Source organism: Streptomyces sp. NPDC057002, from assembly GCF_042673825.1.
In the GTDB taxonomy this organism is placed as follows: Bacteria; Actinomycetota; Actinomycetes; order Streptomycetales; family Streptomycetaceae; genus Streptomyces.
The window spans coordinates 472,399-497,160 of record NZ_JBHURZ010000003.1; the positions used below are offsets into that span (position 1 = coordinate 472,399).

24 protein-coding genes and 1 riboswitch are annotated in these 24,762 nt (G+C 72.5%); of the genes, 10 read left to right on the forward strand and 14 right to left on the reverse strand.

Going from position 1 to position 24,762, the window contains the following annotated elements:
- Position 1: 1 nt before the first annotated feature.
- The 5 genes from ACFT32_RS16630 to ACFT32_RS16650 all read right to left on the reverse strand — a co-directional run bounded on the left by ACFT32_RS16630 (position 2) and on the right by ACFT32_RS16650 (position 2,995).
- Positions 2-718, reverse strand: coding sequence for an isocitrate lyase/phosphoenolpyruvate mutase family protein (locus ACFT32_RS16630; protein WP_382489557.1), 717 nt, complete (start codon positions 716-718; stop codon positions 2-4).
- Positions 715-1,161 (reverse strand): carboxymuconolactone decarboxylase family protein, encoded by a 447-nt coding sequence (locus ACFT32_RS16635; protein WP_382489559.1) that lies wholly within the window; start codon positions 1,159-1,161, stop codon positions 715-717. Before ACFT32_RS16635 ends, ACFT32_RS16630 begins: the two co-directional genes overlap by 4 nt.
- Entirely contained in the window at positions 1,158-1,685 is a 528-nt protein-coding gene (locus ACFT32_RS16640) for a carboxymuconolactone decarboxylase family protein (protein WP_382489561.1), read from the reverse strand. Before ACFT32_RS16640 ends, ACFT32_RS16635 begins: the two co-directional genes overlap by 4 nt.
- Positions 1,666-2,643 (reverse strand): RNA-guided endonuclease InsQ/TnpB family protein, encoded by a 978-nt coding sequence (locus ACFT32_RS16645; protein WP_382489563.1) that lies wholly within the window; start codon positions 2,641-2,643, stop codon positions 1,666-1,668. Before ACFT32_RS16645 ends, ACFT32_RS16640 begins: the two co-directional genes overlap by 20 nt.
- A gap of 94 nt (positions 2,644-2,737) precedes the next feature.
- Positions 2,738-2,995: a helix-turn-helix domain-containing protein gene (locus ACFT32_RS16650; RefSeq protein WP_382490714.1), complete on the reverse strand. Its 258-nt coding sequence runs from the start codon at positions 2,993-2,995 to the stop codon at positions 2,738-2,740.
- A 364-nt stretch (positions 2,996-3,359) separates the two neighbouring features.
- On the opposite strand from ACFT32_RS16650, the gene ACFT32_RS16655 reads away from it, so the two are divergent.
- On the forward strand, positions 3,360-3,827 hold the full coding sequence (locus ACFT32_RS16655; RefSeq protein ID WP_382489565.1) for a carboxymuconolactone decarboxylase family protein: 468 nt from the start codon (positions 3,360-3,362) through the stop codon (positions 3,825-3,827).
- A 75-nt stretch (positions 3,828-3,902) separates the two neighbouring features.
- Here the strand turns inward: ACFT32_RS16655 and ACFT32_RS16660 are convergent, their stop codons facing one another.
- The 7 genes from ACFT32_RS16660 to ACFT32_RS16690 all read right to left on the reverse strand — a co-directional run bounded on the left by ACFT32_RS16660 (position 3,903) and on the right by ACFT32_RS16690 (position 13,630).
- Complete coding sequence (locus ACFT32_RS16660; RefSeq protein WP_382490716.1) at positions 3,903-4,700, reverse strand: aminotransferase class IV; 798 nt, start codon at positions 4,698-4,700, stop codon at positions 3,903-3,905.
- Between the two features lie 13 nt (positions 4,701-4,713).
- Positions 4,714-5,892 carry an FAD-dependent monooxygenase gene (locus ACFT32_RS16665; protein ID WP_382489567.1) on the reverse strand — a complete coding sequence of 393 codons (1,179 nt, stop codon included), beginning with the start codon at positions 5,890-5,892 and terminating at the stop codon, positions 4,714-4,716.
- Positions 5,889-7,484: a class I adenylate-forming enzyme family protein gene (locus tag ACFT32_RS16670; RefSeq protein WP_382489569.1), complete on the reverse strand. Its 1,596-nt coding sequence runs from the start codon at positions 7,482-7,484 to the stop codon at positions 5,889-5,891. The genes ACFT32_RS16665 and ACFT32_RS16670 overlap by 4 nt, the downstream gene beginning before the upstream one ends.
- A 23-nt stretch (positions 7,485-7,507) precedes the next feature.
- On the reverse strand, positions 7,508-9,031 hold the full coding sequence (locus tag ACFT32_RS16675) for an AMP-binding protein (protein WP_382489570.1): 1,524 nt from the start codon (positions 9,029-9,031) through the stop codon (positions 7,508-7,510).
- Positions 9,028-12,024, reverse strand: a complete 2,997-nt coding sequence (gene pabB, locus ACFT32_RS16680) for an aminodeoxychorismate synthase component I (protein WP_382489571.1) — start codon at positions 12,022-12,024, stop codon at positions 9,028-9,030. The genes ACFT32_RS16675 and pabB overlap by 4 nt, the downstream gene beginning before the upstream one ends.
- A gap of 30 nt (positions 12,025-12,054) precedes the next feature.
- A complete protein-coding gene (locus tag ACFT32_RS16685) occupies positions 12,055-12,669 on the reverse strand; it encodes an antibiotic biosynthesis monooxygenase (RefSeq protein WP_382489572.1) in 615 nt (204 codons plus the stop codon).
- Between the two features lie 88 nt (positions 12,670-12,757).
- Positions 12,758-13,630 carry a hypothetical protein gene (locus tag ACFT32_RS16690; protein WP_382490719.1) on the reverse strand — a complete coding sequence of 291 codons (873 nt, stop codon included), beginning with the start codon at positions 13,628-13,630 and terminating at the stop codon, positions 12,758-12,760.
- A gap of 162 nt (positions 13,631-13,792) precedes the next feature.
- Between ACFT32_RS16690 and ACFT32_RS16695 the strand changes: the two genes are divergently transcribed.
- The 5 genes from ACFT32_RS16695 (at position 13,793) to ACFT32_RS16715 (ending at position 18,859) form a co-directional block, all read left to right on the forward strand.
- Positions 13,793-14,155 (forward strand): hypothetical protein, encoded by a 363-nt coding sequence (locus ACFT32_RS16695; protein ID WP_382489574.1) that lies wholly within the window; start codon positions 13,793-13,795, stop codon positions 14,153-14,155.
- A 14-nt stretch (positions 14,156-14,169) separates the two neighbouring features.
- Positions 14,170-15,351 carry a glutathionylspermidine synthase family protein gene (locus tag ACFT32_RS16700; RefSeq protein WP_382489576.1) on the forward strand — a complete coding sequence of 394 codons (1,182 nt, stop codon included), beginning with the start codon at positions 14,170-14,172 and terminating at the stop codon, positions 15,349-15,351.
- A 95-nt stretch (positions 15,352-15,446) separates the two neighbouring features.
- Positions 15,447-15,533: riboswitch (ZMP/ZTP riboswitch) on the forward strand.
- Positions 15,534-15,564: 31 nt separating this feature from the next.
- On the forward strand, positions 15,565-17,010 hold the full coding sequence (locus ACFT32_RS16705) for a glycine hydroxymethyltransferase (protein ID WP_382489577.1): 1,446 nt from the start codon (positions 15,565-15,567) through the stop codon (positions 17,008-17,010).
- A gap of 115 nt (positions 17,011-17,125) precedes the next feature.
- A complete protein-coding gene (gene trpS, locus ACFT32_RS16710; protein WP_382489579.1) occupies positions 17,126-18,139 on the forward strand; it encodes a tryptophan--tRNA ligase in 1,014 nt (337 codons plus the stop codon).
- 141 nt (positions 18,140-18,280) lie between these two features.
- A complete protein-coding gene (locus ACFT32_RS16715) occupies positions 18,281-18,859 on the forward strand; it encodes a 2'-5' RNA ligase family protein (RefSeq protein ID WP_382489580.1) in 579 nt (192 codons plus the stop codon).
- A gap of 7 nt (positions 18,860-18,866) precedes the next feature.
- Here ACFT32_RS16715 and ACFT32_RS16720 read toward each other — a convergent pair whose 3' ends face one another.
- Entirely contained in the window at positions 18,867-19,622 is a 756-nt protein-coding gene (locus ACFT32_RS16720; protein WP_382489581.1) for a decaprenylphospho-beta-D-erythro-pentofuranosid-2-ulose 2-reductase, read from the reverse strand.
- Between the two features lie 15 nt (positions 19,623-19,637).
- A complete protein-coding gene (locus tag ACFT32_RS16725; protein ID WP_382489582.1) occupies positions 19,638-21,020 on the reverse strand; it encodes an FAD-binding protein in 1,383 nt (460 codons plus the stop codon).
- A 133-nt stretch (positions 21,021-21,153) separates the two neighbouring features.
- On the opposite strand from ACFT32_RS16725, the gene ACFT32_RS16730 reads away from it, so the two are divergent.
- The 4 genes from ACFT32_RS16730 to ACFT32_RS16745 are packed head-to-tail and all read left to right on the forward strand — an operon-like array spanning position 21,154 to position 23,999.
- Positions 21,154-21,675, forward strand: coding sequence for a phosphatase PAP2 family protein (locus ACFT32_RS16730; RefSeq protein ID WP_382489584.1), 522 nt, complete (start codon positions 21,154-21,156; stop codon positions 21,673-21,675).
- A gap of 10 nt (positions 21,676-21,685) precedes the next feature.
- The gene (locus ACFT32_RS16735) at positions 21,686-22,630 is read left to right on the forward strand and encodes a decaprenyl-phosphate phosphoribosyltransferase (protein ID WP_382490721.1); all 945 of its coding nucleotides are present in this window, start codon (positions 21,686-21,688) and stop codon (positions 22,628-22,630) included.
- The gene (locus tag ACFT32_RS16740; protein ID WP_382489585.1) at positions 22,627-23,082 is read left to right on the forward strand and encodes a GtrA family protein; all 456 of its coding nucleotides are present in this window, start codon (positions 22,627-22,629) and stop codon (positions 23,080-23,082) included. The genes ACFT32_RS16735 and ACFT32_RS16740 overlap by 4 nt, the downstream gene beginning before the upstream one ends.
- A complete protein-coding gene (locus ACFT32_RS16745; RefSeq protein WP_382489586.1) occupies positions 23,070-23,999 on the forward strand; it encodes a YihY/virulence factor BrkB family protein in 930 nt (309 codons plus the stop codon). Before ACFT32_RS16740 ends, ACFT32_RS16745 begins: the two co-directional genes overlap by 13 nt.
- Positions 24,000-24,762: the final 763 nt, after the last annotated feature.

Sequence of the window (24,762 nt, forward strand, 5' to 3'; positions counted from 1 at the left end):
CCTACGTCAACTGAGCGGCGATCTCCCGCAGTGCGCGAGTCGCCCGCCGCTGGAGCCCCGGCCCGAAAGTGATCCGGGTGGCCCCTCGAGCGCCGAGTTCGGCGGGCGAGGGGCCTTCGCCGATCAGGGCTCCCACATTGACGGGCCCCTGGATCCCGGCCCGCAGCAGCGGCAGCACCTCCGGCGGGGCCCCGATCGGATAGACGCAGTCGGCGCCCGCGGCGACGTACAACGCGGCCCGCTCGATGGCCCGTCCGGGGTCGTGGACCCCGCAGGCGAAGGTGTCCACGCGGGCGTTCACGAAGAGCCGGTCCCCGGCCGCGGCCCGCACCTCGGCGAGCCATTCGGCGTGCGCGCGCGGGTCCTTGAGCACCCCGTCCTCGGAGTCCTCCAGATTGCAGCCCACCGCCCCCGTCTCCAGCAGCCGCTCCACCAGCTCCTTCGGGGCGAGTCCGTAGCCGCCCTCGACATCCGCCGACACCGGCACGTCCACGGCCCGGACGATCCGGGCGACCGCGGCGAACATCTCGTCGGCCGGGGTCTGCCCGTCCTCGTATCCCAGGGACGCGGCGACTCCGGCGCTGGGCGTGGCGAGCGCCGGGAAGCCCGTCTCCTCGAACACCCGGGCACTGGCCGCGTCCCAGGGGCCGGGCAGCACGAGGGGATCGCCGGGCACCCGGTGGTGGTGCAGGGCGCGGAACACATCGGCCTTGCTCATGGCGTGTGACCCCCCGGCGGGATCCGGCGGCTGACCATCACCCGGTTCCAGCTGTTGATGGCGACGACCAGCCCGATCAGATGGGCCAGCCGGGCCTCGTCGAAGTGCTCGGCGGCCCGCTCGTACGCCTCGTCCGGCACAAAGCCCGCCGTCAGCAGGGTCACCGCCTCCGTCAGCGCCAGCGCGGCCCGCTCCCGCTCGTCGAAGACGTCCTCGGCCTCCTCCCACGCGGCCAGCATGCCGAGTTGCCGCTCGCTCACGCCGTGCTCGCGGGCGATCGCGAGATGCATGTCGAGGCAGAACGCGCACTGGTTGAGCTGCGAGGCGCGGAGCACGACGAGTTCGGCCAGGGCCGGGTCGCCGAAGCCGCGCTTGGCGACCTTGCTGAGCGCGGACATGGCCCCGCCGACCGCCGGGTCGAGCAGCCGGGTCCGGGCCGTCATTTGTACTGGCCCGGCTGGTAGTGCCCCGGCGCCATCCGGCAGGTCACGCCGAACCGGTTCCAGGCGTTGATCACAGTGATCGCGGCGATCAGCTGCGCCAGCTCCGCCTCCTCGAAGTGCCGCGCGGCCTGCTCGTACACCTCGTCCGGGACGAACCCGTCCGTCAGGACCGTCACGGCCTCCGTCAGCTCCAGCGCCGCGAGCTCCTTGGCGGTGTAGAAGTGCCGGGACTCGTCCCAGGCGCCGAGCTGCACGATCCGCTCGACGCTCTCGCCCGACGCGAGGGCGTCCTTGGTGTGCATGTCGATACAGAAGGCGCAGTGGTTGATCTGGGAGGCGCGGATCTTCACCAGCTCGTACAGCGTGTGGTCCAGGCCCTGCCGCGCGGCGGTCTCCAGCCGGACCATCGCCTTGTAGACATCGGGTGCGTGCTTGGCCCACTCCAGGCGGGCGGGCCGCTCGGCGGCGTACTCCGCGCTTGCCGGGGGCGTCGTGGTCGTCGTCTCATCGGGGTGCGTCGTCATGCCTCGACCCTAGGCAGTAAGCAGCCCAGGAGTATGGTCCATTTCCATGGCTGAACCATGGGCCACTCTGGGCATCGACCTGCATTTGACATCCTCCCCCTCCTAAAAGAAGGGGGATTCCAGCCCATGTGGGTTGAGGTTCACGGGCGTTCGAACGGCTGGTGGCCGTTGTCGCCCCTCCGGCACCGGCTGTTCGCCGGGGGCGGGGGATCCCGCCCTGTCCTGCCGCGACGTTGATACTCGCGTTGGTGTCCGCGTTGCAGGTGAAGCCGCAGGAGGAGCAGACGAACTCGGCTTGGCTCTTGCGCGAGTTCTTGTCGATCCATCCGCAGGCACTGCACCGCAGACTCGTGTAGGGGGCGGGGACGTCTTCGACCCGGCCGGGGGCCTTGTGCCGGGTGCGCTCGCGGAGCAGGCCCCAGCCCTGGGAGAGGACGGCCCGGTTGAGGCCGGCCTTGGCCGCCCGGCCGTTCCTGAGGTACTGGCCGGGGTGGTCGGGGTCGGGCTTCGCCTTGGGCTTGGCGGTCATCGTCTTGATGTTCAGCTTCTCGAACCGCACCAGGTCATAGGTACGGGCGAGCATGGTCGAGGTCTTCTCGCACCAGTCCTTACGCCGGTTCGCCTCCCTGGCCTTGAGCCTGGCCACCTTCGCGTACGCGGCCGTCTTGCGCTCGCTGCCCTTCGGGGCGCGGGCGGCGCGGCGCTGGTGCTTGCGGATCTGGGCGCGCTCGCGGGTGGTGAGCTGCGGGCAGGTGAGGGTGCGCCCGTCGGAGAGTGCGGCCGTGATGGTCACACCCCGGTCGATGCCGATGACCTCGCCCGTGCCCGGCTTGTCGATCGGGTCGGGAATGACAGCGAACGCGATGTGCCACTGGCCGTTCTGGGGGTGACGCGGAACGTCTTCGCCGCAGGAAGCCGAGCACCCTTGCCTTTGACGCTGAGGCGGAAGCGGACCCATCCACATCCGGGCACCTTCACCTGCGCCCACCGCCGGTTGAGCTTGTGTACGGCGACGGCGCGGCCCATGACCTGCTTACCGGTCTTGGGATTGATCAGCGGCCGGCCGGCCGTCCGGCTCGTACTCGGGTACACGATCGTCGCCGATGACGCGGAAGCCCTCGTGCACATGCTTCCTGCGCCAGGCGGCACTGCTCCGCGAACGAGGGCGCCCCGGTGCGCTTGCCGTCGGGCCGATGGTGCGCCTTGTCCCGGCGCCAATGCGCGTGCTGCTCCACCGCAAGGTTCCACACGTACCTGGCGTGCGCGCAGTGCAGCAGCATCTGCTGCTCCTGCTCGCTCGTCGGGTACATCCGAAACCGTGCCACGCCGCGAACCTAGATCACGGATTCCCCCACCGCGCTGATCACACTCACCCGCACGAGTGACCACACCTGGCCGGCATCAGCCACCAACCCCAGGACCCCCAACCCCGTCACCACCACCCGCCCGGGGCCAGCCCTGGCATCTGGACGACGACGCCGAATCGCCCTGACGGCGATTCGGCTTCCCCTGCCCCCGGTGCCCGGGCCGCTCCGGCCGACGCCCTGGTCGTCGGCTACGGCACACCACCGGACCACGCCTGGTCCGGGGCGCTGGACGCGCTGTGCGCGGTACTGCCTGGATAATCGCGCGAATTCCCCTTCGGTAATGCGCTCTTGAGGATATGGTCACCTCATGAGTGAAAGCCCTTCCATATCCCGCGTCGCCCTGAAGAAAATCACCCCGGACGTCTCCGCCGCCATGGGTTCCCTGCACTCCGCCGCAGTTTCCGCGGCGCAGGACGCAAAGGTCGAACCGGAACTGCTGGAACTGGTCAGGATCCGCGCCTCGCAGATCAACGGCTGCGCGTTCTGCCTCGACATGCACACCAAGGACGCCCGCGCCCAGGGCGAGACCGAGCAGCGCCTCTACACCCTGAACGCCTGGCGGGAAACGCCCTTCTTCACCGCACGCGAGCGCGCCGCACTGGCGCTGACCGAGGCCGTGACCCTGGTCCACGACGGTCGCGTCCCGGACGCGGTGTACGCCGAGGCGGCCGAGGTCTTCGACGAGAACCAGATCGCCGCGTTGATCTGGGCGGCCACCGTCATCAATGCCTACAACCGCATCGCGATAGCCACGCGTATGGTGCCGAAGGGCTGAAAAAGAACAGCGGAAATCACGCCGGGTCGAATTCCTTCGGCCCGGCGTCGTCATGTCTTCTGTTCTTCTGTGAATTCAGCTCGGCAGCGGCTCCATGAGGCCGTCGAGCCAGGTCCGCCATTCCCCGGCCCGCTCCGCCGGAGGCACCCGCATCGGGCGCCCCGTCCAGCCCGTGACGGGCCGGATCCCGTGCAGCGCGTTCACCAGCCACACCTCACGGCCGTCCAGTTCGGCCACGGTCCTCTCGCGGTGCGCGATCCGGATCCCGGACCGCAGCGCCCGCTCCTGGATCAGCCCGGCCGTCACACCCGGCAGCACGGGCAGCCGGGGCGGGGGCAGGCACAGGGTGTCGTCCTCCCACCACAGCACGCTCGCGGTGGCCGACTCCAGTACCGTGCCCGAGGGCGCGATCAGCACCGCCTCGTCGGCACCCTCGCCGGCGGCCCGGCGGCGCACCCGGGCCAGGGTCTCCAGGTCCGGGCCCTTGCGACGGGGCACGGTCCGTGGGTCGGGCTGACCCGCCGCCCACAGCCGGATCTCCGTGCCGAGCGGCGGGGCGGGTCGCACCAGCAGCCGCAACTCCAGCGAACCCGCCGCGAGTTCCACTCGCGGGAACCACTCACCGGTGCGTGGCAGCGCGGCGGTCACGTCCTGCCAGAACGCGACGAGCCGGCGCGGCTCCGGCCCGCCGCACTCGACGCAGGACCGCGAGAACCGCTCCCGGTGCCGGGCATAGGCCCGCACCCGGCCCTCGCGCAGCAGCCACGAGTCCGCGACGAGCAGCCGCCCCCCGGCCTCCTGGTCCGGGGCGGGGGCAAGGCCACCGCCGGGCGTCCAGGTCCACAGGCCTTCCGCCACCGCCGGGCGTGTCACCACCGGCTCCTCCTCAGTACTTGCGGCCCGCGACGGCCGGCGCCCCGTGCCGGGGCCCGTACGGCGCGTGCTCCAGCCATGATCCGCACCACGGCAGCACCGGCGCCAGGGCCGCCGCCGCCCGCTGTCTGACCCGGACGGTACGGCGGTGCGGCCGCAGATGGTCCAGGGCCGTACCGGCGGCGGCGCTGTTGAACAGGCCCGCCGCCCGCCGCACCTCGGCGAAGTGCGCGACCGCCTCGCCCGTCCCGGAGGCGATCGCCTCGGCGGCGGCCGCCGCGTCCGCGATCCCGCTGTTCATGCCGCGCGCCCCGAACGGCGGGAAGAGATGCGCCGCCTCCCCGGCCAGCAGCACGCGCCCGTGCGGATCGGTGAACGAGGCCGCCACCTTGCGCAGGAAGCGGTACGTCGACACCCACATGATCCGGTCGCCGTAGCCGTCCCCGACGATCGCGGGCAGCCAGCGCCGGACGGCCTCCTCCGTGCCGTACTCCTCCTGCGCGTCGTCGTCCCGGCACTGCAGGTCGACCTGGAAACCGCCGGTGAACGGCACCCGCATCACACTGCGCCCGCCGACCCCGGGATGCTCGTAGTGGAAGACCCGCTCCAGCGGCAGCTCCGCGCCCGGCACGTCGGCGACGTCCACCACGACGTGGAAGCCCTCGCCGTGCGTGCCCTCCAGGGGGATGCCCAGCTCGCGCCGGACGGCGGAGCGGGCGCCGTCGGCGGCCACGGCGTACGCGCCGGTCCACACCCGCCCGTCCTCGCCCTCCAGCCGCACCCCCGTCTCCGAGGTGCTCACGCCCGCCACGCGCGCGCCCCACACGAACTCCACCCTGGCCCCCTCGCAGGCCGCCCGCAGGAACCGTTCGGTGTCCGTCTGGCGCAGGCTGGTGAAGGGCGGCGGCCCGGACGGCGGCGGGAACGTGCGGGCGTAGACCTCACGCCCCCGGTAGAGGGTGCGCCGGGTGTGCCAGGTCCGCCCGTACGAGGTGATCTCGGCGGCGAGGCCGGGCAGCATCGCGTCCAGCAGGCCCAGGGTCTCCCGGTGCACGAACAGGGCCCGGCTGCCCGGCCGTTCCCGGTCCTCCGGGTCGGCCTCCAGCAGCACCACCGGCAGTCCGTACCCGCGCAGGGCCAGAGCCGCCGACAGGCCCACGGGTCCGGCGCCCACGACCACGACCATGGTCATGCGCGGGCGCCTTCGGCCCTGGTCCCGGCCAGCATCCGCGCGATCTCCACGCGCTTCACCTTCCACGTCGCGGTCATCGGCAGATCCTCGAAGCGCCACTGCCGCGGCTCGGCCATCGCCGGCAGCCCCGCCGTGGCGTTCCGCCAGCGCTCCGGGTCCAGGGGGCGCTCGCCGCGCACGCACACCACCGGCACCGGCTCGCGGTCCGCGCCCGGCACGATGACGACCTCGCGCAGCTCCTCCAGCCGGGACATCAGCGCGTCCTCGACCTCCAGATTGCTGTGCACGGCGTCGATCCGGTCCACCTCACGGTCGATCAGGTACAGCCCGCCAAGGCGGCTCCGATAGCCCATGTCGCCCATCTCCCACCAGCCGTCGGTGAGCTGACGGTCGTAGCGCTCCGGCATGCCCAGGTAGGTGAGGATCCGCCCCCGGGTGCGGGCCTCGATCCGGCCGGGCGTGCCGGGCGCGACCCGCCTGCCCTCGGCGTCGGTGACGCGGACCCGGGTGAAGCCGGGTATCCCGATCCCGACCCGGCGCCCGTCCACCCGGGCGGCACCGCGCCGCGTCACCACCTGGAACGCCACCGGGCCCGTCTCGCTCTGCCCGTACAGCTGGATCAGCCAGGGCGTACGGCGCCGGGAGGCACCCAGCAGCCGCCGTACGGTGCGCGGATGGATCGCGTCGAACGTGGAGCCGTACGACCGGACCCGGGACAGCGGCGCCCCGGGGGCGTCGGCCAGCTCCTCCCACAGCACGAACGTGTTGGGGTGCGTCTCCACGATGCCGGGCCGGTGCCGGACCAGCAGCGGGCCCACCGCGGCCGGATCCGGGTCGGTGATCAGCACCAGGGGGCTGCCGAAGTGCAGCAGGACGCCGAGCAGATGGTAGAAGCGCGAGTGCACGAAGGACATGTGCAGCGCCGCCGGCTCGCCACGGGTGGGCCAGCCCATCGCCTGCTGCGGCACGAGCCGGTTCCACATGGTCTGCGCGCAGTGCACGGCCAGCTTCGGGACTCCGGTGGTGCCCGAACTGTGGGTGATCAGGGCGGGTTCGCGGGGGTGGAGCCGGACCGGCGGGGGCGGCTCGGCGCCGGCGTACTTCGCCAGGGGCTCCGCCCCGGGCGCGTCGTCCACGCAGAGCGTCCGCCGCACGAGCCCGGACAGGGCGAGGTCCTTCAGACCGTCCAGGGTGGCGCTGTCGGTGATCAGCCACGGGCGGCGCAGCCGGGCGAGGAGCTGCCCTGCCACCTGCGGGGCCAGCGTGGGCGACAGCAGCACGGGCACGGCGCCGATCCTGGCGGCGGCACAGGTCAGCAGCATGATGTCGACGTTGTCGGCCTTGTGCACGACGACTTGCTCCGAGGGCCGCACCCCGGCCTCCCACAGGCGGCCGGACAGTTCCTCGACCACGTCGGCGAGCACGGTGTAGCTCAGGTCGACCCCGAGGGAGGGGTTGACGTCCAGCGGCCGGTCCAGGGTGACGAAGACGGCCCCGTGCCGGTCGGCGGCACGCCGGAAGACCGGTCCCAGACAGAAGCCGCGATCGGCGAGCGAGGGCAAGGGCAAGGACAAGGGCTGGGTCTGTCGCATGCGGCCGTTCCTTTCCGTGGTGTTCACCAGGCACCCCGGCGCACCAGATGGCGGCGGAGCTTCCCGGTCGGGGTGCGCGGCAGCGAGGGGACGAAGCTGACGCTGCGGGGGACCTTGAAGGCGGCGAGGCTCTCCCGCGCCAGGCCGATCAGCTCGTCCGACAGACCGTCACGCGCGGACGCGGCCGGCACCACGAAGGCCCGCAGCCGGCTCGCGCCCCGCCCGTCGGGCACCGCCGCGACCGCCACCTCCCGCACGGCCGGATGGCCGCGCAGCACGGCCTCCACCTCCAGCGGGGAGACGGTGATGCCGCCGACCATCTCCATGTCGTCGGCACGGCCCAGATGCCGGTAGGAGCCGTCCGGTTCGCGGCACGCCCGGTCGCGGGTGGCCAGCCAGCCGCCGACCAGGGTCCGCGCGGTCTCCTCGGGCCGGTTCAGATAGCCCGGGGTGACCGTCGGCCCGCGCACCCACATCTCGCCCTCCTCGCCGTCCGGCACCGGGCGCCCGTCACGGTCGCGCAGCTCCACTTCGAAGCCGGGCACGGGACGGCCGACGGTGCCCGGGTGGTCGTGGGCGAAGCCGTTGGCGCAGAACGCGTGACCGGCCTCGGTGGAGCCGATCTGCTCCAGCACCGGCGCCCCGAGCAGCGCGGTCAGCTGCCGTGCGAGCCCGTCCGGCAGCCCCTCGCCGGCCGACACCGCGGCCCGCACCGAGGCGAAGCAGCCCTCGTGCCCGTGGCCCCGCTCGGCGACCAGCGCGGCGTACGCGGACGGCACGGAGTAGAGCAGCGTCACCCGGTGCCGCGCGACCAGCTCGTCGATCGTGGCCGGAGAGGGGCGCCGGTCCACCAGCACCGCGGACGAACCGGAGAACAGCGGGAAGACGAGGGCGTTGCCGAAGCCGTAGGCGAAGTACAGCTTCGACACCGACAGAGTGACGTCGTCCGCGGTGATCCGCAGCACCCGCCGGCCGACCAGGTCGTGGTACGTCCGGGGATCGCCGTGCGTGTGCACGACGCCCTTGGGGCGGCCCGTGGTGCCGGAGGTGTACTGGACGTACAGCGGGGCGTGCGCGTCGACCTGGTGGGCGGGCGCGGGCTCGGCGGCCGGGGTGAGTGCCATCAGCTGGTCCGCTCCCAGGCAGGCCCGGCGGGCGAACCGCTCCTCCAGGCCCGGCCCCGTCACGCACAGCAGCGCTCCGGTGTCCTCGGCCAGGAACACATGGTCGGCCGCGGGGAGTTCGGGGTTGACCAGGACCGCGACGGCGCCGAGACGGGCGGTGGCGAGGAAGGCCGTCACCCAGGCGAGGGAGTCGGGCAGCGCCAGCAGCACACGGTCCCCGGGGCGCACCCCGTACTCGGCGAGCACGGTGGCCGCACGGGCCGCGAGGTCGTGCACCTCCCCGTGGCTCCAGGCCCGGTGGCCCTGGTGAAAGGCGGTCCGGCCGTTCCACCCGCGCCGCTCGGCGAGTTCCGCGAGCTGGGCCGCCATGTTCCCGGGCGCCGCGGCCTCGGCCGGGTTCAGCTCGATCTGCGGACTGGTCATCGCCGGGCCTCCCCGGCCGCCCCGGCTCTGTCACCCGGCGGGGCCTGATGCCGTATCCGGTCGGCCGTGTGCTGGTGCAGGGCGCGCATGGGTGCCGCGGTCTTCAGCAGCATCTCCTCGTACTCCGCCTCCGGATCGGAGCCGAGCACGATCGCGCCGCCCGCGCCCAGATGCAGCCGGCCGTCGGCGAACACCGCGGTACGGATGACGATGCTGAGATCCGCGCCGCCGCCGCACCCGAAGTAGCCGAGGGCACCGGAGTACACGCCCCGGGCCTCGGTCTCCAGCGAGTCGATGATCTCCAGCGTGCGCAGCTTGGGCGCGCCGGTCATCGAGCCGCCGGGGAAGCAGGCCCGGACACAGTCCACCGCGTCCGTGCCCGGCCGCAGCCGTCCCGCCACGGTCGAGACGAGCTGGTGCACCGTGGCGTACGTCTCCGTGGCCATGAGCTTCGACACCCGCACCGATCCCGTCCGGCAGACCTGTCCCAGGTCGTTGCGGAGCAGATCGACGATCATCAGGTTTTCGGCCCGTGTCTTGTCGTCCGACGCGAGCGCGTCCCGCAGCCGGGCGTCCTCCTCCGGGCCGTCGCCCCGGGGCGCGGTTCCCTTGATGGGCCTGGCCTCGGCGGTACCGTCCCGCCCGATCTTCAGAAACCGCTCGGGCGAGGAGCCGGCCACCTCCAGCTCCCCGAATCTCAGGAACGCCGCGTACGGGGCCGGGTTGTCGCGGCGCAGCGTCCGGTAGAACTCGAGCGCGTCGGAGGGAGCGGGTAAACGGGCGGCGTTCGTGAGGCAGACCTCGTAGCTGGTGCCGGCCCGCAACTCCCGCTGGCACGCCTCGATGTCCGCGAGGTATGTCGCCCGGTCGCGTACGAGCCACGGCTCGGCGGCGCCGGGGTCGGCCGGGGCCGGTGACACGGGCAGCGGCGTCCGCTCCGTCGCCACGCAGCTGAGGTCCGCCAGCGCGCTCTCCAGCCAGTCGGCGGCCTCCCGGGCGGCCTGCGGGGTGTCCTCCGCCAGGCACACGGCGTAGGTGAAGCCCTCCTGGTGGTCCACCGCGATCACCCGGTCGGCGAACAGCCAGGCGGCGTCCGGGTCCGGGGAGCGGTGCCGGTTGGGCGACCCGCAGTCGGCCTTCACCTCGTAGCCGAGGTAGCCGACGTAGCCCCCGGTGAAGTCGAACGGCAGCCCGGTGGCGTCCACGCGCCGATTCGTCAACTGCCGCTTCAGATAGTCGAAGACATTCGCCGCGACCTTGCGCACCGGCCGCCCGGCCCGCTCGATCTCACAGCGCCCGGCGGTGACGTCGTACCGCACGAACTCGGCGAGCGGCCCGCTGCCGTCCCCCAGGAACGAGAACCGCGACCGCCCGGGCTCGACCAGGGAGCTGTCCAGCCAGAACGACCGGGGAGACGCGGCGAACATCCGGGTGAAGGCCGCCTCGGTGTCGACGGCACCGGTGACCCGACGGGTGTGCAGCCGGTAACCGACACGGCCGGGACGCCGGGGGCGGGGAATGGCGGCGGCGGACGGCTTGGCGCTGCCTACCGGAACGGTGTCTCCGGCCGCCGCGGCCCCCTGAGCCGGGTTCAACGCCCCCTTGGACATCGCCGAGACGGGGAAGACGGCAGCAGGCCGAGGCACCGCGGCCCGCGGCGGACCCACCGTGGCCCCGGCCTGACTGCCGGCCCCGGCTCCGGAAGCGGCCGCCGCCCGACTGCTCAGCTCGGTTCCCGGCTCATTGCCGGCCCCGGCTCCGGAAGTGGCCGCCGCCCGACCGCTCGCCACAGCCCCGGCAGCGGCCGCAGGCCGGGAGCCCGCCGCGGTCTCGGAAATGGCCCCGGCCTGACTGCCGGTCCCGGCTCCGGAAGCAGCCGCCGCCCGACTGCTCGGCTCGGTTCCCGGTTCATTGCCGGCTCCGGCTCCGGAAGTGGCTGCCGCCCGACCGCTCGCCACAGCCCCGGCGGCGGCCGCAGGCCGGGAGTCCGCCCCGGTCTCGGAAATGGCCCCAGGCTGTTCGCCGGTCCCGGCTCCGGAAGCGGCCGCCGCCCGACTGCTCGGCTCGGTTCCCGGCTCTTTGCCGGCTCCGGCTCCGGAAGTGGCTGCCGCCTGACCGCTCGCCACCGCTCCGGCAGCGGCCTCAGGCCGGGAGCCCGCCCCGGTCTCGGGAATGGCCCCGGGCTGTTCGCCGGTCCCGGCTCCGGATACGGCCGCCGTCCCACGGCTCACGCCGGCCCCGGCGACAGCCGCAGGCCGGGAGTCCGCTCCGACCGCCGCCTGAACCCCCGCCGTAGCCCCCTGAGCCCCCGTCGGCCGGCGGACGCCCGTGTCGCACTCCGGTACCACTGCCCGGCGGCGGGTCGGGGCCTCGGGGGACGGGATCGCCGTGTTCTTCGTGCGCAGCTTGCCGGCCCGTTCGGCGGTCAGGTTGCGGAAGTTCACGAGCATGCGGTGGCCGTACTCCGTGAGGACGGACTCCGGGTGGAACTGCACACCCCACAGCGGCCGGCTGCGGTGCCGCAGCCCCATCAGGACGCCGTCCTCAGCCCAGGCCGTGGCCTCGAGCGCCGGAGGCAACGGCTCGCGCACGGCCAGCGAGTGATAGCGCACGGCGGTGAAATGCTGCGGCAGGCCCCGGAACAGGTCCTGTTCGTCATGCCGGACCGTGGTGAGATGCCCGTGCCGCGGTTCCGGCGCCGGCCCCACAAGCCCCCGCTCCCCGAGCGCGATGCCCTGATGGCCGAGACACACGCCGAGCACGGGAACCGGGGAGGTCGCGAGCAGCCTGGTCCCGATGCCGAAGTCACGCGTGTCACCCGGGTGCCCGGGGCCCGGGGACACCACCAGATTGTCGAACTCCCGGAGATCCGGAATCCCGTCCGCCGGCGCGTCGTTGCGTACCACCACCGGCTCCTCGCCGTTGACCTCGGCGATCAGCTGGAACAGGTTGTACGTGTACGAGTCGTAATTGTCGATGAGCAGGGTCTTCACCCGCCCACCTCCCTCTGTTCGTTCGCGGACCTACGTGGCCCGGCGTTTGTGCCGCCCACGAAGCGCCTGGAGCGACGGGTACAGCCATTTCTTGAAGAAACGCTGAAGGCGCGGCATGAGAATCCAGGTGACAAGGGCGGTCACACACAGACATAACAACAGCGTGCGTATCAGTGCATTGAGGTCACCGAGATAGGGAAGCACTGTCAGATTGAACAGGAGCACCGGCGGAAAAACCGCGCTCATATTCACGAACCACAGTTTCCATTTCTTCGGCGGTGCCGGCGGCGGGGGCGTCAGCGTCTGCGCGTCGAACCAGGCCCTGGCGCCCGGCACTCTCCGGCGCTCCGCCTCCCGCGCGACCCCCTCCAGCCGGGCGTCCCACTGTGTCCGGGAGGGCGATCGCTCCCAGGCCAGGGCCGACCCCTCGCTGGCGAAGCGATAGACGACATGCCACTCCGCCCCTCCGTCGACAAGTACCCCACCCCCCAAAAAACCCGGCTGCCGCGCGGTCGCGCCCAGCATGGCCCACCCCCAGGAGTGGAAGTCGGCCGCTCGGCCCGGCGTCACGCGATAGGCCACGGTGACCGTGACGGGATTACTGGTCACGCCGTCCCATACGGAAAGCGGTTCCCGCGCGTTCAAGATTCAACAAACAATTTTCCGGCCGCCCGGAAGTCGTCCGGAACGTGAAGCTTTACGGCAGGTGCGCCCTCCCGCGGAAAAGCCCAGCTCACTTCGGCGTGACCGCGTCCTCCCCGGCTTCCCCCGCCACCGCCCCGCCCCCGGACTCCACCGGCGCCTCCCCGAACCGCGACAGCGCCAGCGCCCCGGCCACCGCCACCGCGAAACCGAGCACCGCCAGCCAGCCCAGCCCCTCCCGTGTACGGTCCCCGAGCCAGATCACGCCGATCAGCGCGGGCGCGACCGTCTCCCCGAGCACCAGACCGGCGGTCGCCGTGGTCACCGACCCGCGCTGCAGGGCCGAGGTCAGCAGCAGGAACGCGGCCCCGCCCCCGAGCACCAGCGCGTAAGCCGCCGGGTTCGTGAAGAGCTCCCCGGGCGACAGCCCGTCGATGAGCCGGACCGCCACCTCCACCACCCCGAACCCGCAGCCTGCCCCCAGACCGAGCGCGAGCGCCCGCCCCCGCTCCGGCAGCCGCCCGCCCACCGCCCCGAGCAGCAGCACCCCGCCCGCCGCCCCGAGCATCGCCCATTTCAGCCAGTCCGGCCCGGACTCGTCACCCTCTGCCCCGGCCGCAAGCCCCAGCAGCGCGAGCCCGGCGCACACCACCCCCACCGCGGCCCACTCCACGCGGCTCAGCCGCACCTCGAGCAGTCGCGCCGCGACCACGGCCGTCACCGCGAGGCTCGCGGCCAGCGCCGCCCCCACGGCATAGATCGGCACCGACCGCAGCGCGATGATCTGGAGCAGGAATCCGAGCCCGTCCAGCGCGAGCCCCAGCAGATACCGCCACTGCCGCAGCGCCCGCCACAGCAGCGCCACGTCCCCGCCCGGGCCGGTCGCCGCGGCCGCCCGCGCGGCCATCGCCTGAAACACCGTCGCCGTACCGAAACAGACGGCCGCACCAAGGGCGCACACCATTCCAAAGATCACAAAACGACAGTAGGGGAGGGGGCGCGGGCAGGGGGGCATGCACGCCCGCTCTCACCGATCTCTAGGCTGACCGCTCGGCAGTACCCGGCGCGGTACCCGAAGCGGTACCGACGCCGTACACGACACGAAGAACACGGGGGAGAGACGAACATGGCCGAAACACGTCGACGGCTGCGCTCCAGCACGGTGGTGCTGGGCGGCATGGGTGTCCTCGCGGCGGCCCTCTCCGCCTGCGGCTCCGACCCGGACCGCCGCTGTGTGGACCGGGACAGCTACGACTACATCAACGGCTACAAGGTCGTCGCCGACAAGAACTGCAACTCCGGCTCCTCGTCCGGCTCCTCCTACGGCAAGGGCCGCAAGAAGAGCGGGAAGTCCAAGACCACGGACGCCGACTGGTACTACGACGCCGACGTCAGCGCCGGCTACGCCGACAACGGCACCTTCAGCCGCAGCGAGGCCGTCGACCGGGGCGGCTTCGGCTGCTCGGGCTCCGGCAGCGGCGGCGGCTGAGCGGGCCCGGGCAGATGGAACGCCGCACCATGGAGCCCCGCCCCGGCTGGCAGCAGACCGTCGAGGAACAGGGCCTGATCTACCCCCTCACCCGCTACCCCGACGACTCCCTGCGCCCCTACTGGGACGAAAGCGCGTACTACGTCTTCACCCTTCCGGAGATCGAGGCCCTGGAAGAGGTCGTAGAGGAGCTCCACCGCATGTGCCTGGCGGCGGCCGCCCACATCGTCGCCGAGGACCGTTTCGCCGACCTGGGCATCACCGACCCCCGCGTCGCCCGTGCGGTCGCCGAGTCCTGGCACCGCCGCGCCGAACTCCCCTCTCTCTACGGCCGTTTCGACCTGCGCTACGACGGGACCGGCCCGGCCAAGCTCCTGGAGTACAACGCCGACACCCCCACCTCACTGGTCGAGGCCGCGTCCCCCCAGTGGTTCTGGATGGAGGAGCGCTTCCCCGGCGCCGACCAGTGGAACTCCCTCCACGAACGCCTCATCGACGCCTGGAAGAAGCAGGCCGCCCTCCTCCCGCCGGGCAGCCCCCTGTACTTCGCGTACTCCTCCGCCGACGAACTCGGCGAGGACATGATGACGGTCGCCTACCTGAAGGAGACGGCCGAGCAGGCGGGCCTGGCCACCGACTGGATCGCCATGGAGGAGATCGGCTGGGACCGCCTCTCCGGCCGCTTCGTCGACAACCGCCTCCGCTTCATCCGCAGCGCCTTCAAGCTCTACCCCTGGGAGTGGCTCACCACCGACCGCTTCGCCGACCACGTCCTGGACACCCTCGACAACGGCGGCGGCACGGGCTCCACGCTGTGGATCGAACCGGCCTGGAAGATGCTCCTCAGCAACAAGGCGCTGCTGGCGATCCTCTGGGAGCTGTACCCGGACCACCCGAACCTCCTCCCCGCGTACCTGGACGGCCCCCGCGCCCTGTCCACCACGGGCTGGGTGGCCAAACCTCTCCTCGGCCGAGAGGGCGCGGGCGTCACGATCCACGACCCGGGCTCGGCCCCCGCCCTCCGCGACGAACCCTGCGTCTACCAGCGGCTGGCCCCCCTGCCCGACTTCGACGGCAACCGCGTGGTCCTGGGCGCGTGGGTGGTGGAGAACGAGTCGGCGGGCCTGGGCATCAGAGAGTCATCGGGCTTGATCACAGACGAGTACGCAAGGTTCCTGCCCCACGTGATCCTTTGAGCGGGGTGGGGGCTGACGCCTTCAGGGGCGCGGGGAACTGCGCGAACAACCACAACGCACCCGCACCCGGCAACGATGAGCAACCCGGTAGGCTGACCGTGGGCCGTGACTGGCGCGCTGGGATGGGACAAACCATCGGGGAGCGGCCCGAACGACAAGAGCCGTGCGCCTGGGCCGTACCGTGAACGCTGAACGCAACGTCCGGAGGTCCCCATGCCCGAGCCCCTCTCCCCCGCTTCCACCGCCTACCGCGCCGCGCTGGACGTCATCCGCGCCGTGGAGCCCCGCGTGGCGGACGCCATCGGCCAGGAGGTCGCCGACCAGCGCGAGATGCTCAAGCTGATCGCCTCCGAGAACTACGCCTCCCCGGCCACCCTCCTGACCATGGGCAACTGGTTCAGCGACAAGTACGCCGAGGGCACCATCGGCCGCCGCTTCTACGCCGGCTGCCGCAACGTCGACACCGTCGAGTCCCTGGCCGCCGAGCACGCCAAGGAGCTCTTCGGCGCCCGCCACGCCTACGTCCAGCCGCACTCCGGCATCGACGCCAACCTCGTCGCCTTCTGGGCCGTCCTCGGCGCCCGCGTCGAGGTGCCCTTCCTGGAGAAGACCGGCGTACGCCAGATCAACGACCTGACCGAGGCCGACTGGTCCGAGCTGCGCCAGGCCTTCGGCAACCAGCGGATGCTGGGCATGTCCCTGGACGCCGGCGGCCACCTCACCCACGGATTCCGCCCGAACATCTCCGGCAAGATGTTCGACCAGCGCTCCTACGGCACCGGCCCGGCCACCGGCCTGATCGACTACGAGGCCCTGCGCGCCCAGGCCCGCGAGTTCAAGCCGCTGATCATCGTCGCGGGCTACTCGGCCTACCCCCGCCTGGTGAACTTCCGGATCATGCGCGAGATCGCCGACGAGGTCGGCGCCACGCTGATGGTCGACATGGCGCACTTCGCCGGCCTGGTCGCGGGCAAGGTCCTGACCGGCGACTTCGACCCGGTCCCGCACGCCCAGATCGTGACGACGACCACCCACAAGTCGCTGCGCGGCCCCCGCGGCGGCATGGTCCTGTGCGACGACACCCTGAAGGACCAGGTCGACCGCGGCTGCCCGATGGTCCTCGGCGGCCCGCTCCCGCACGTGATGGCCGCCAAGGCCGTCGCCCTCGCGGAGGCCCGCCAGGAGTCCTTCCGTGACTACGCCCAGCGCATCGTCGACAACTCCCGCGCCCTCGCCGAGGGCCTGATGCGGCGCGGCGCGACCCTGGTGACGGGCGGCACGGACAACCACCTCAACCTGATCGACGTCGCCTCCTCCTACGGCCTCACCGGCCGCCAGGCCGAGGCCGCCCTGCTCGACTCGGGCATCGTCACCAACCGCAACGCGATCCCCGCCGACCCGAACGGCGCCTGGTACACCTCCGGCATCCGCATCGGCACCCCGGCCCTGACCACCCGCGGCCTGGGCACGGCGGAGATGGACGAGGTCGCCGGCCTCATCGACCGCGTCCTCACCAGCACGGAAGCGGGCACGACCAAGTCGGGCGCCCCCTCCAAGGCCCAGCACATCCTCGACGCGAAGATCGCCGACGAGATCTCCCAGCGGGCCACGGACCTGGTCGCGGGCTTCCCCCTGTACCCGGAAATCGACCTCGGCTGACAAACGCCCTCAGGGGCAGCGTCCCCAGGGGCGCGGGGAACTGCGCGAACAAGCCCCACCGGCCCGCAGTTCCCCGCGACCCGAGCCCCCTGAGCTCTCTGAGACAATGAGAAACATGGCCTCTGACCGTCCCCGCGTGCTCTCCGGTATCCAGCCCACCGCCGGCTCGTTCCACCTCGGCAACTACCTCGGCGCCGTCCGCCAGTGGGTGGCCCTCCAGGAGACCCACGACGCGTTCTACATGGTCGTCGACCTGCACGCGATCACCATCCCGCAGGACCCGAAGGACCTGCGCGCGAACACGCGCCTGGCCGCGGCCCAGCTCCTCGCGGCCGGTCTCGACCCGGACCGCTGCACGCTCTTCGTCCAGAGCCACGTCCCCGAGCACGCCCAGCTCGCCTGGATCATGAACTGCCTCACCGGCTTCGGCGAGGCCGGCCGGATGACCCAGTTCAAGGACAAGTCCGCCAAGCAGGGCGCCGAGCGCGCGTCCGTCGGCCTGTTCACGTACCCGATCCTCCAGGTCGCGGACATCCTGCTCTACCAGGCCCACGAGGTCCCGGTCGGCGAGGACCAGCGCCAGCACATCGAGCTCACCCGCGACCTCGCCGAGCGCTTCAACGGCCGTTTCGGCCCGACCTTCACCGTGCCGAAGCCGTACATCCTGAAGGAGACGGCGAAGATCTACGATCTTCAGGACCCGACGATCAAGATGAGCAAGTCGGCGTCCACGCCGAAGGGCCTGATCAACCTCCTCGACGAGCCGAAGGCCACCGCGAAGAAGGTCAAGAGCGCGGTCACGGACACCGACACCGTCATCCGCTTCGACGCGGCCGAGAAGCCCGGCATCAGCAACCTCCTCGGCATCTACTCGACCCTCACGGGGGAGAGCATCGCCGAGCTGGAGGCGAAGTACGAGGGCAAGGGCTACGGCGCGCTCAAGACGGACCTCGCGGAGGTCATGGTCGATTTCGTGACGCCGTTCCGGGAGCGCACCCAGCAGTACCTGGACGACCCCGAGACGCTCGACTCGATCCTCGCCAAGGGCGCCGAGAAGGCACGCGCGGTCGCCGCGGAAACCCTTTCCCAGGCGTACGACAGGGTCGGTTTCCTGCCCGCCAAGCACTGAACCCGCCCCCGCGCACAGCCGTACCACCCGACAGCGCTGTACATCACTCCGGTTGCGCCTGCCCGTAACCCGGCCGTGGCCGTACAGTCGATAACCGGGTGGTCGTATCAGCGACCCGCCAACTGAACGACAGGAGACGACGTGGGGACCGTAACGATCGGTGTCTCGATCGCGGTCCCGGAGCCTCACGGCAGCGAGCTCCAGCAGCTGCGCGCGGGCTTCGGCGACGCCTCGGCTCACGGCATCCCCACGCACGTCACCCTGCTGCCGCCGACGGAGATCGACGAGGACGCCCTGCCGGCCGTCGAGGCGCATCTGACCGAGGTCGCCGCGGCCGGCCGGCCGTTCCCCATGCGGCTGTCCGGCACGGGTACGTTCCGGCCCGTGTCGCCGGTCGTGTTCGTCCAGGTCGTCTCGGGAGCGGAGGCCTGCACGGGGCTCCAGCAGCAGGTCCGCGACCCCGCCGGGCCGGTCCCGCGCGAACTGCAGTTCCCGTACCACCCGCACGTCACGGTGGCGCACGGCATCGACGAGGCGGCGATGGACCGCGCCTTCGAGGAACTCGCCGGCTACGAGGCCGAGTGGCCCTGCACCGGCTTCGCCCTCTACGAACAGGGCGCCGACGGCGTCTGGCGCAAGCTCCGCGAGTTCCCCTTCGGCGGCGCGGTCGTGCCGTTTCAGGCCGGCCCCGCGGAACGCGGCTCGGTCCCCACGCGCTGAACCGCAGTCAGATCGGCAGCCGCCGGAACACCGCGCGCGGCAGGTGGCGCAGCGCCGCCATCACCACGCGCAGGGCGCCGGGTACCCACACCGTCTCCGAGCGGCGGCGCAGACCCAGCTCCACGGCCGTCGCGACGGCCTCGGGCGTGGTCGCCAGGGGTGCCTCGGGCAGGCCGGCGGTCATCCGCGTACGGACGAAGCCGGGGCGTACGACCATGACGTGCACGCCCGTGCCGTGCAGCGCGTCGCCCAGGCCCTGCGCGAAGGCGTCGAGGCCGGCCTTGCTCGAGCCGTAGATGAAGTTCGCGCGACGGGCCCGCTCGCCCGCCACGGAGGACATGACGACCAGGGAGCCGTGCCCCTGGGACTGGAGCGCGCGGGCGCACACCAGGCTCGCCGAGACCGCGCCGGTGTAGTTGGTCTGCGCGACCCGCACCGCCGCCTCCGGCTCCCGCTCGTCACGGGCCTGGTCGCCGAGCAGGCCGAAGGCGAGCAGCACCATGTCGATGTCGCCCTCGGCGAACACCTTGCCGAGCACGCCCTCGTGGGAGCCGGGGTCGAGCGCGTCGAAGGCGATGGTGTGCACATCGGCCCCGAGCCCGCGCAGCCGCCCGGCGGCCTCCTCCAGGGCGGCAGAGGGGCGGCCCGCCAGCCAGACCGTGCGGGTGCGGCGGGCGATCAGCCGACGGGCGGTCGCCAGCGCGATCTCCGACGTACCGCCGAGGACGAGCAGGGACTGGGGGAGACCGAAGGCGTCCTTCATGGAAGCTCCTAGTGCCTAGAGGTTGAGGCGGCGGGCCAGGTCGGACACGAACACCCCGTGCGGGTCCAGTTCGGCGCGCAGTGCGCGGAAGTCGTCGAGGCGCGGGTACATGGCCGCGAGCAGGTCCGGGCGCAGCCGGGCGTCCTTGGCGAGGTAGACGCGCCCGCCCGCGGCGGCGACCTCCTCGTCGAGTTCGTCGAGGAACGCCCCGAGGCCGGGCAGCCCCGCCGGGATGTCCAGCGCCAGCGTCCAGCCCGGCACGGGGAACGACAGCCAGCCCGGGTCTGACTCCCCGAAGCGCTTGAGGACGGCCAGGAAGGACGGGCAGCGGCGTTCCGCGATACGGCGGACGACGCCGCGCAGCGCGTCCTCCCGGCCGTGGCCGACGACGAACTGGTACTGCACGAAGCCGCCGCGGCCGTAGACGCGGTTCCAGTGGGGCACGCCGTCCAGGGGGTGGAAGAAGGCCGAGATCCGCTGGAGCCGGCCGACCCGTGCGCGCGGGGACTTGCGGTACCAGAGCTCGTTGAAGAGGCCCACGGTGGTCCGGCTGAGCAGGCCCTCGGGGACGACGGCAGGGGCGGCCGGGAGGCGGGCGGTGCGGAAGGCCAGCGGGTCCGTGCGCAGCCGGGCGGGCAGCGCGTCCAGGGGCGCGTGGTCGCCGCGGGTGAGGACCGCCCGGCCGGTGGCGGCGCCACGGGCCAGCAGGTCGATCCAGGCGACCGAGTAGCGGTAGCGGTGGTCGGTGGCCGTCAGCCGGGCCATCAGGTCGTCGAGGTCCGCCGCCCGTTCGGTGTCGACCGACATCAGCGAGGTCTCGACCGGCTGGAGGCGGATCGTCGCGGTGAGGATCACGCCGGTCAGTCCCATGCCGCCCGCGGTGGCGTCGAACAGGGGCGTGCCGGGGACCACCGTGCGGATCTCGCCGTCGGCGGTGAGGAGTTCGAAGGACAGCACGTGCCGCGCGAACGAGCCCGAGACATGGTGGTTCTTGCCGTGGATGTCGGCGCCGATCGCCCCGCCGACGGTGACGTAGCGCGTGCCGGGGGTGACCGGCACGAACCAGCCGAGCGGCAGCAGCACCTGCATCAGGCGGTGCAGGGAGACGCCCGCGTCGCACAGCACGGTCCCGCCGGCGGCGTCGATCGCGTGGACGCGGTCCAGGCCCGTCATGTCGAGCACGGCCCCGCCCGCGTTCTGCGCCGCGTCCCCGTACGCCCGTCCCAGGCCCCGGGGGATCCCGCCCCGGGCCCCGCACTCCCGGACGGCCGCCGCGGCCTCCTCGTACGTCCTGGGGCGGATCAGCCGGCCCGCCGTGGGAGCGGTGCGGCCCCAGCCGGTGACGGTGGTGTGGTCCAGGCCCATGACGTCCGGGGCGGAATCGGTGTCGGCAGACATGTCCGTGACCGTATCGCCCTCTTATGAGCGATTAGTTAGCGAACATGGCATCCCTCCCCGAAATGGGTGATTAATGGGATGTCGCTCAATATTGCCGGAGTTCGGGCCACGGGGGCGTGAACAGTGAGTCCACATGGACGACCTCGACGACCTGCACGACATGGACCACCGGATCGTTTCGGCGCTCAGGGCGTGCGGCACCGACCCGCGTGTGGCGGGCGCCGCGCGGGCCCTGTCCTGGGCGGGGGAGCACGCGGCGCTGTGGCTGGCGGCGGGGCTCGCCGGAGCCGCCGTGGACGGCGGGCGGCGCGGGGCCTGGCTGCGCGGCACGGCACTGACCGCCGGGGCGCATCTCGTCAGCATGGGCGTGAAACGAGTCGTGCGCCGACCGCGCCCCGCGCATGTGGAGCCCCTGGTGCGCACCGCCGGCCGGCACTCCTTCCCCAGCTCGCACGCCGCCTCCGCCGCGGCCGCCGCCGTCGCCTTCGGCGCGCTGGGAGCGCGCGCGGTCCCGCCCCTCGCCGCCGCCGTGTGCGTCTCACGGCTGGTGGCCGGCGTCCACTACCCCTCGGACGTCGCGGCCGGCGCCGCCCTCGGGGCGCTCACGGCCCGGCTCGGTGCCCGCTGGGTGAAGGGGGGCGCCCGCCATGACTGAGGCGCCCGCCATGGCCGAGACGGCCGTCCTGCGGCAGCGCGCCGGCGAGCAGCGGCCCGCGCAACCCCGCAAGGGCGGTCTCCTGGCCGGTCTCCTCAGGACCGCCCGCCCCCGGCAGTGGATCAAGAACGTCCTCGTGGTCGCCGCCCCCGCGGCCGCGGGCGACCTCTTCTCCCGGCACGCCCTGGCGCAACTCGCCCTCGTCTTCGTCCTCTTCACCGCCTGCGCCGCCGCCGTCTACCTCGTCAACGACGCCCGCGACGCCGAAGCCGACCGCGCCCACCCCACCAAGCGGCACCGGCCGGTCGCCGCCGGCCAGGTCCCCGTCCCCGTCGCCTACGCCGTCGGCGGTGTCCTCGCCGTCCTCGCGCCCGCCGCAGCGGCCCGGCTGTGCCCCCCGGCCGTCGCCGCCCTGCTGGTCGCCTACCTCGGCATGCAACTGGCCTACTGCGTCAGCCTCAAGCACGTCCTCGTCGTCGACCTCGCCGTCGTCACGACCGGCTTCCTGATGCGGGCGATGATCGGCGGACTCGCCCTCGGCATCCCGCTGTCGCGCTGGTTCCTGATCACCACCGGCTTCGGCGCGCTGTTCATGGTGTCGGCCAAGCGCTACTCCGAAGCCGTGCAGATGGCCGGAAAGGCGGGCGCCACACGTGCGTTGCTCACCGAGTACACCAGCGACTACCTCCGCTTCGTCTGGCAGCTCGCGGCCGGGGCCGCCGTCCTCGGCTACTGCCTGTGGGCCATGGAGGAGGGCGGCGTCCCGCACACCAGCGTGCTGCCCTGGCGGCAGCTGTCCATGGTCGCCTTCATCCTCGCCATCCTCAGATACGCCGTCTTCGCCGACCGGGGTACGGCCGGTGAACCCGAGGACGTCGTCCTGCGTGACCGGGCGCTCGCCCTCATCGGCCTGGTGTGGATGGCGATGTACGGCCTGGCGGTGGCCAATTGGTGACCACGCGCGCGTGGCGGCACCGACCGGCACGCCCGTGGCGCCGTGAACTGGCCGGCTTCGCCGCCGTCGGTCTCCTCGCCTACGCCGTCGACCTGGCCCTGTTCACCTGGCTGCGCGGCCCCGCCGGACTCGACCCGCTCACCGCCAAGGCCCTGTCCTTCGTGGCCGCCTGCTCGGTGGCCTACGCGGGCAACGCCCTCGGCACCTACCGGACCACGCGGGGCCGGGGCTGGCGGCCCTACGCCGTCTTCTGCGCGGTGAACCTCGCCGGTGCCGCCGTCCAGTTGCTCTGCCTCGCCGTCAGCCACTACGGCCTCGGGCTCACCTCCCAGCGCGCGGACACGGTCTCGGGCGCGGTCGTCGGTATGGCCCTGGCCACGATTCTGCGGTTCTGGGGTACCCGTACATGGGTGTTCCGGGCGGAGGGCAGAAGCGGATCATGGACTGGCTGAAAAAGCTTCCGGTCGTCGGGCCGTGGGCGACCCGGCTGATGATCACGCACGCGTGGCGGTCGTACGAGCGGCTGGACCGCGTGGCGTGGACGCGGCTGGCCGCCGCGATGACCTTCACCAGCTTCGTCGCGCTGTTCCCGTTGCTGACCGTGGCCGCCGCGATCGCCGCCGCCACGCTCGGCAAGGACCAGCAGGACAAGCTGCAGGACAAGATCGCCGAGCAGGTGCCAGGCATCTCCGACCAGCTGGACATCTCAGGGCTGGTGGACAACGCCGGCGCCATCGGTCTCATCGCGGGCGCGCTGCTGCTCTTCACCGGCATCAGCTGGGCGGGCTCCATGCGCGAGTGTCTGCGCGCGGTGTGGGAGCTGCCCGACGAGGAGGAGAACCCGGTCCTGCGCTATGCCAAGGACGCGGGTGTCCTGATGGGCCTCGGCGGCGCGATCCTCGTCACCCTCGCCGCCTCGGCGGTGGCCTCCGCGATGGTCGGCTGGATCATCCGGCAGCTGGGCATCGACGAGGGCGGCTGGGGCGGGGTCCTGCTGCGGATCGCCGCGTTCCTGGTCGCCGTCCTCGCCGACTTCCTGCTGCTGCTCTACGTCCTGACGCTGCTGCCGGGCGTGGAGCCGACGCGCCACCGCCTGTTCGTGGCCGCGTTGACCGGAGCGGTCGGCTTCGAACTCCTGAAGCTCCTGCTCAGCGGCTACCTCCAGGGCGTGGCCGCGAAGAGCATGTACGGCGCGTTCGGCGTCCCCGTCGCGCTGCTGCTGTGGATCAACTTCACCTCGAAGCTGGTCCTTTTCTGCGCCGCCTGGACGGCAACACAGAGCAAACAGGACGAACTCCCTGCCACCGTCCCCGACCGCCCGGACGGCCCCGACGGGGCAGCGAATCCGGCAGTGGCGGGCGGCGGCTGACCGGAAACACCGGCAGCGCTGCGGCGCCGCCGGGGCGTCGGCTGTCGTCGCCGGGCGGGTGGGGGGGCGTGCCAGGTGCGGTAGTGGTGGGTGGCGGTCGGTCGCGGAGGTGTCGTCCGACCGGCCCGGTTGTCGTGCGGTGATGCCCGAGTGCGACGGCTGTCGTGACCGGGGCGGGTGGGGTGGCGTACCGGATCCGGTGGTGGTGGGTGGTGGTGGGTTTGGGAGGCGCTGCCCGGTCGGCCGGTGGTTGTGCGGCGCCGCTGGCTCCCGGGCGTCGGCTGTCGTCGCCGGGCGGGTGGGGGGCGTGTCAGGCCTGGTGGTGGTGGGTGGTGGTGGGTCTGGGAGGCGCTGCCCGGTCGGCCGGTGGTTGTGCGGCGCTGCTGGCTCCCGGGCGTCGGCTTTCGTCGTCGGGGCGGGTCGGTCGGCGTGACAGGCCCGGTGGTGGTGGGCAGCGGTCGGTCCGTGAGGCGGTGTCCGAGCGGCCCGGTCGTCGTGCGGTGGAGCCCGTGTGCGGTGTGGACGGTTGTCGTCGCCGGGGCGGGTCGGTCAGCGTGACAGGCCCGGTGGTGGTGGGCAGCGGTCGGGTCGTGAGGCGGTGTCCGAGCGGCCCGGTTGTCGTGCGGTGGAGCCCGTGTGCGGTGTGGACGGTTGTCGTCGCCGGGGCGGGTCGGTCAGCGTGACAGGCCCGGTGGTGGTGGGTGGCGGTCGGTCCGTGAGGCGGCGTCCGACCGGCCCGGTCGTCGTGCGGTGGTGCCCGAGT

What these genes read in the sequence shown, in the direction of transcription:
- ACFT32_RS16630 (WP_382489557.1), bottom strand. Translation starts at nt 718, where the DNA reads ATGAGCAAGGCCGATGTGTTCCGCGCCCTGCACCACCACCGGGTGCCC.
- ACFT32_RS16635 (WP_382489559.1), bottom strand. Translation starts at nt 1,161, where the DNA reads ATGACGGCCCGGACCCGGCTGCTCGACCCGGCGGTCGGCGGGGCCATG.
- ACFT32_RS16640 (WP_382489561.1), bottom strand. Translation starts at nt 1,685, where the DNA reads ATGACGACGCACCCCGATGAGACGACGACCACGACGCCCCCGGCAAGC.
- ACFT32_RS16645 (WP_382489563.1), bottom strand. Translation starts at nt 2,643, where the DNA reads ATGGGTCCGCTTCCGCCTCAGCGTCAAAGGCAAGGGTGCTCGGCTTCC.
- ACFT32_RS16650 (WP_382490714.1), bottom strand. Translation starts at nt 2,995, where the DNA reads ATGTACCCGACGAGCGAGCAGGAGCAGCAGATGCTGCTGCACTGCGCG.
- ACFT32_RS16655 (WP_382489565.1), top strand. Translation starts at nt 3,360, where the DNA reads ATGAGTGAAAGCCCTTCCATATCCCGCGTCGCCCTGAAGAAAATCACC.
- ACFT32_RS16665 (WP_382489567.1), bottom strand. Translation starts at nt 5,892, where the DNA reads ATGACCATGGTCGTGGTCGTGGGCGCCGGACCCGTGGGCCTGTCGGCG.
- ACFT32_RS16670 (WP_382489569.1), bottom strand. Translation starts at nt 7,484, where the DNA reads ATGCGACAGACCCAGCCCTTGTCCTTGCCCTTGCCCTCGCTCGCCGAT.
- ACFT32_RS16675 (WP_382489570.1), bottom strand. Translation starts at nt 9,031, where the DNA reads ATGACCAGTCCGCAGATCGAGCTGAACCCGGCCGAGGCCGCGGCGCCC.
- ACFT32_RS16690 (WP_382490719.1), bottom strand. Translation starts at nt 13,630, where the DNA reads ATGGTGTGCGCCCTTGGTGCGGCCGTCTGTTTCGGTACGGCGACGGTG.
- ACFT32_RS16695 (WP_382489574.1), top strand. Translation starts at nt 13,793, where the DNA reads ATGGCCGAAACACGTCGACGGCTGCGCTCCAGCACGGTGGTGCTGGGC.
- ACFT32_RS16700 (WP_382489576.1), top strand. Translation starts at nt 14,170, where the DNA reads ATGGAACGCCGCACCATGGAGCCCCGCCCCGGCTGGCAGCAGACCGTC.
- ACFT32_RS16705 (WP_382489577.1), top strand. Translation starts at nt 15,565, where the DNA reads ATGCCCGAGCCCCTCTCCCCCGCTTCCACCGCCTACCGCGCCGCGCTG.
- trpS (WP_382489579.1), top strand. Translation starts at nt 17,126, where the DNA reads ATGGCCTCTGACCGTCCCCGCGTGCTCTCCGGTATCCAGCCCACCGCC.
- ACFT32_RS16720 (WP_382489581.1), bottom strand. Translation starts at nt 19,622, where the DNA reads ATGAAGGACGCCTTCGGTCTCCCCCAGTCCCTGCTCGTCCTCGGCGGT.
- ACFT32_RS16725 (WP_382489582.1), bottom strand. Translation starts at nt 21,020, where the DNA reads ATGTCTGCCGACACCGATTCCGCCCCGGACGTCATGGGCCTGGACCAC.
- ACFT32_RS16730 (WP_382489584.1), top strand. Translation starts at nt 21,154, where the DNA reads ATGGACGACCTCGACGACCTGCACGACATGGACCACCGGATCGTTTCG.
- ACFT32_RS16735 (WP_382490721.1), top strand. Translation starts at nt 21,686, where the DNA reads ATGGCCGAGACGGCCGTCCTGCGGCAGCGCGCCGGCGAGCAGCGGCCC.
- ACFT32_RS16745 (WP_382489586.1), top strand. Translation starts at nt 23,070, where the DNA reads ATGGACTGGCTGAAAAAGCTTCCGGTCGTCGGGCCGTGGGCGACCCGG.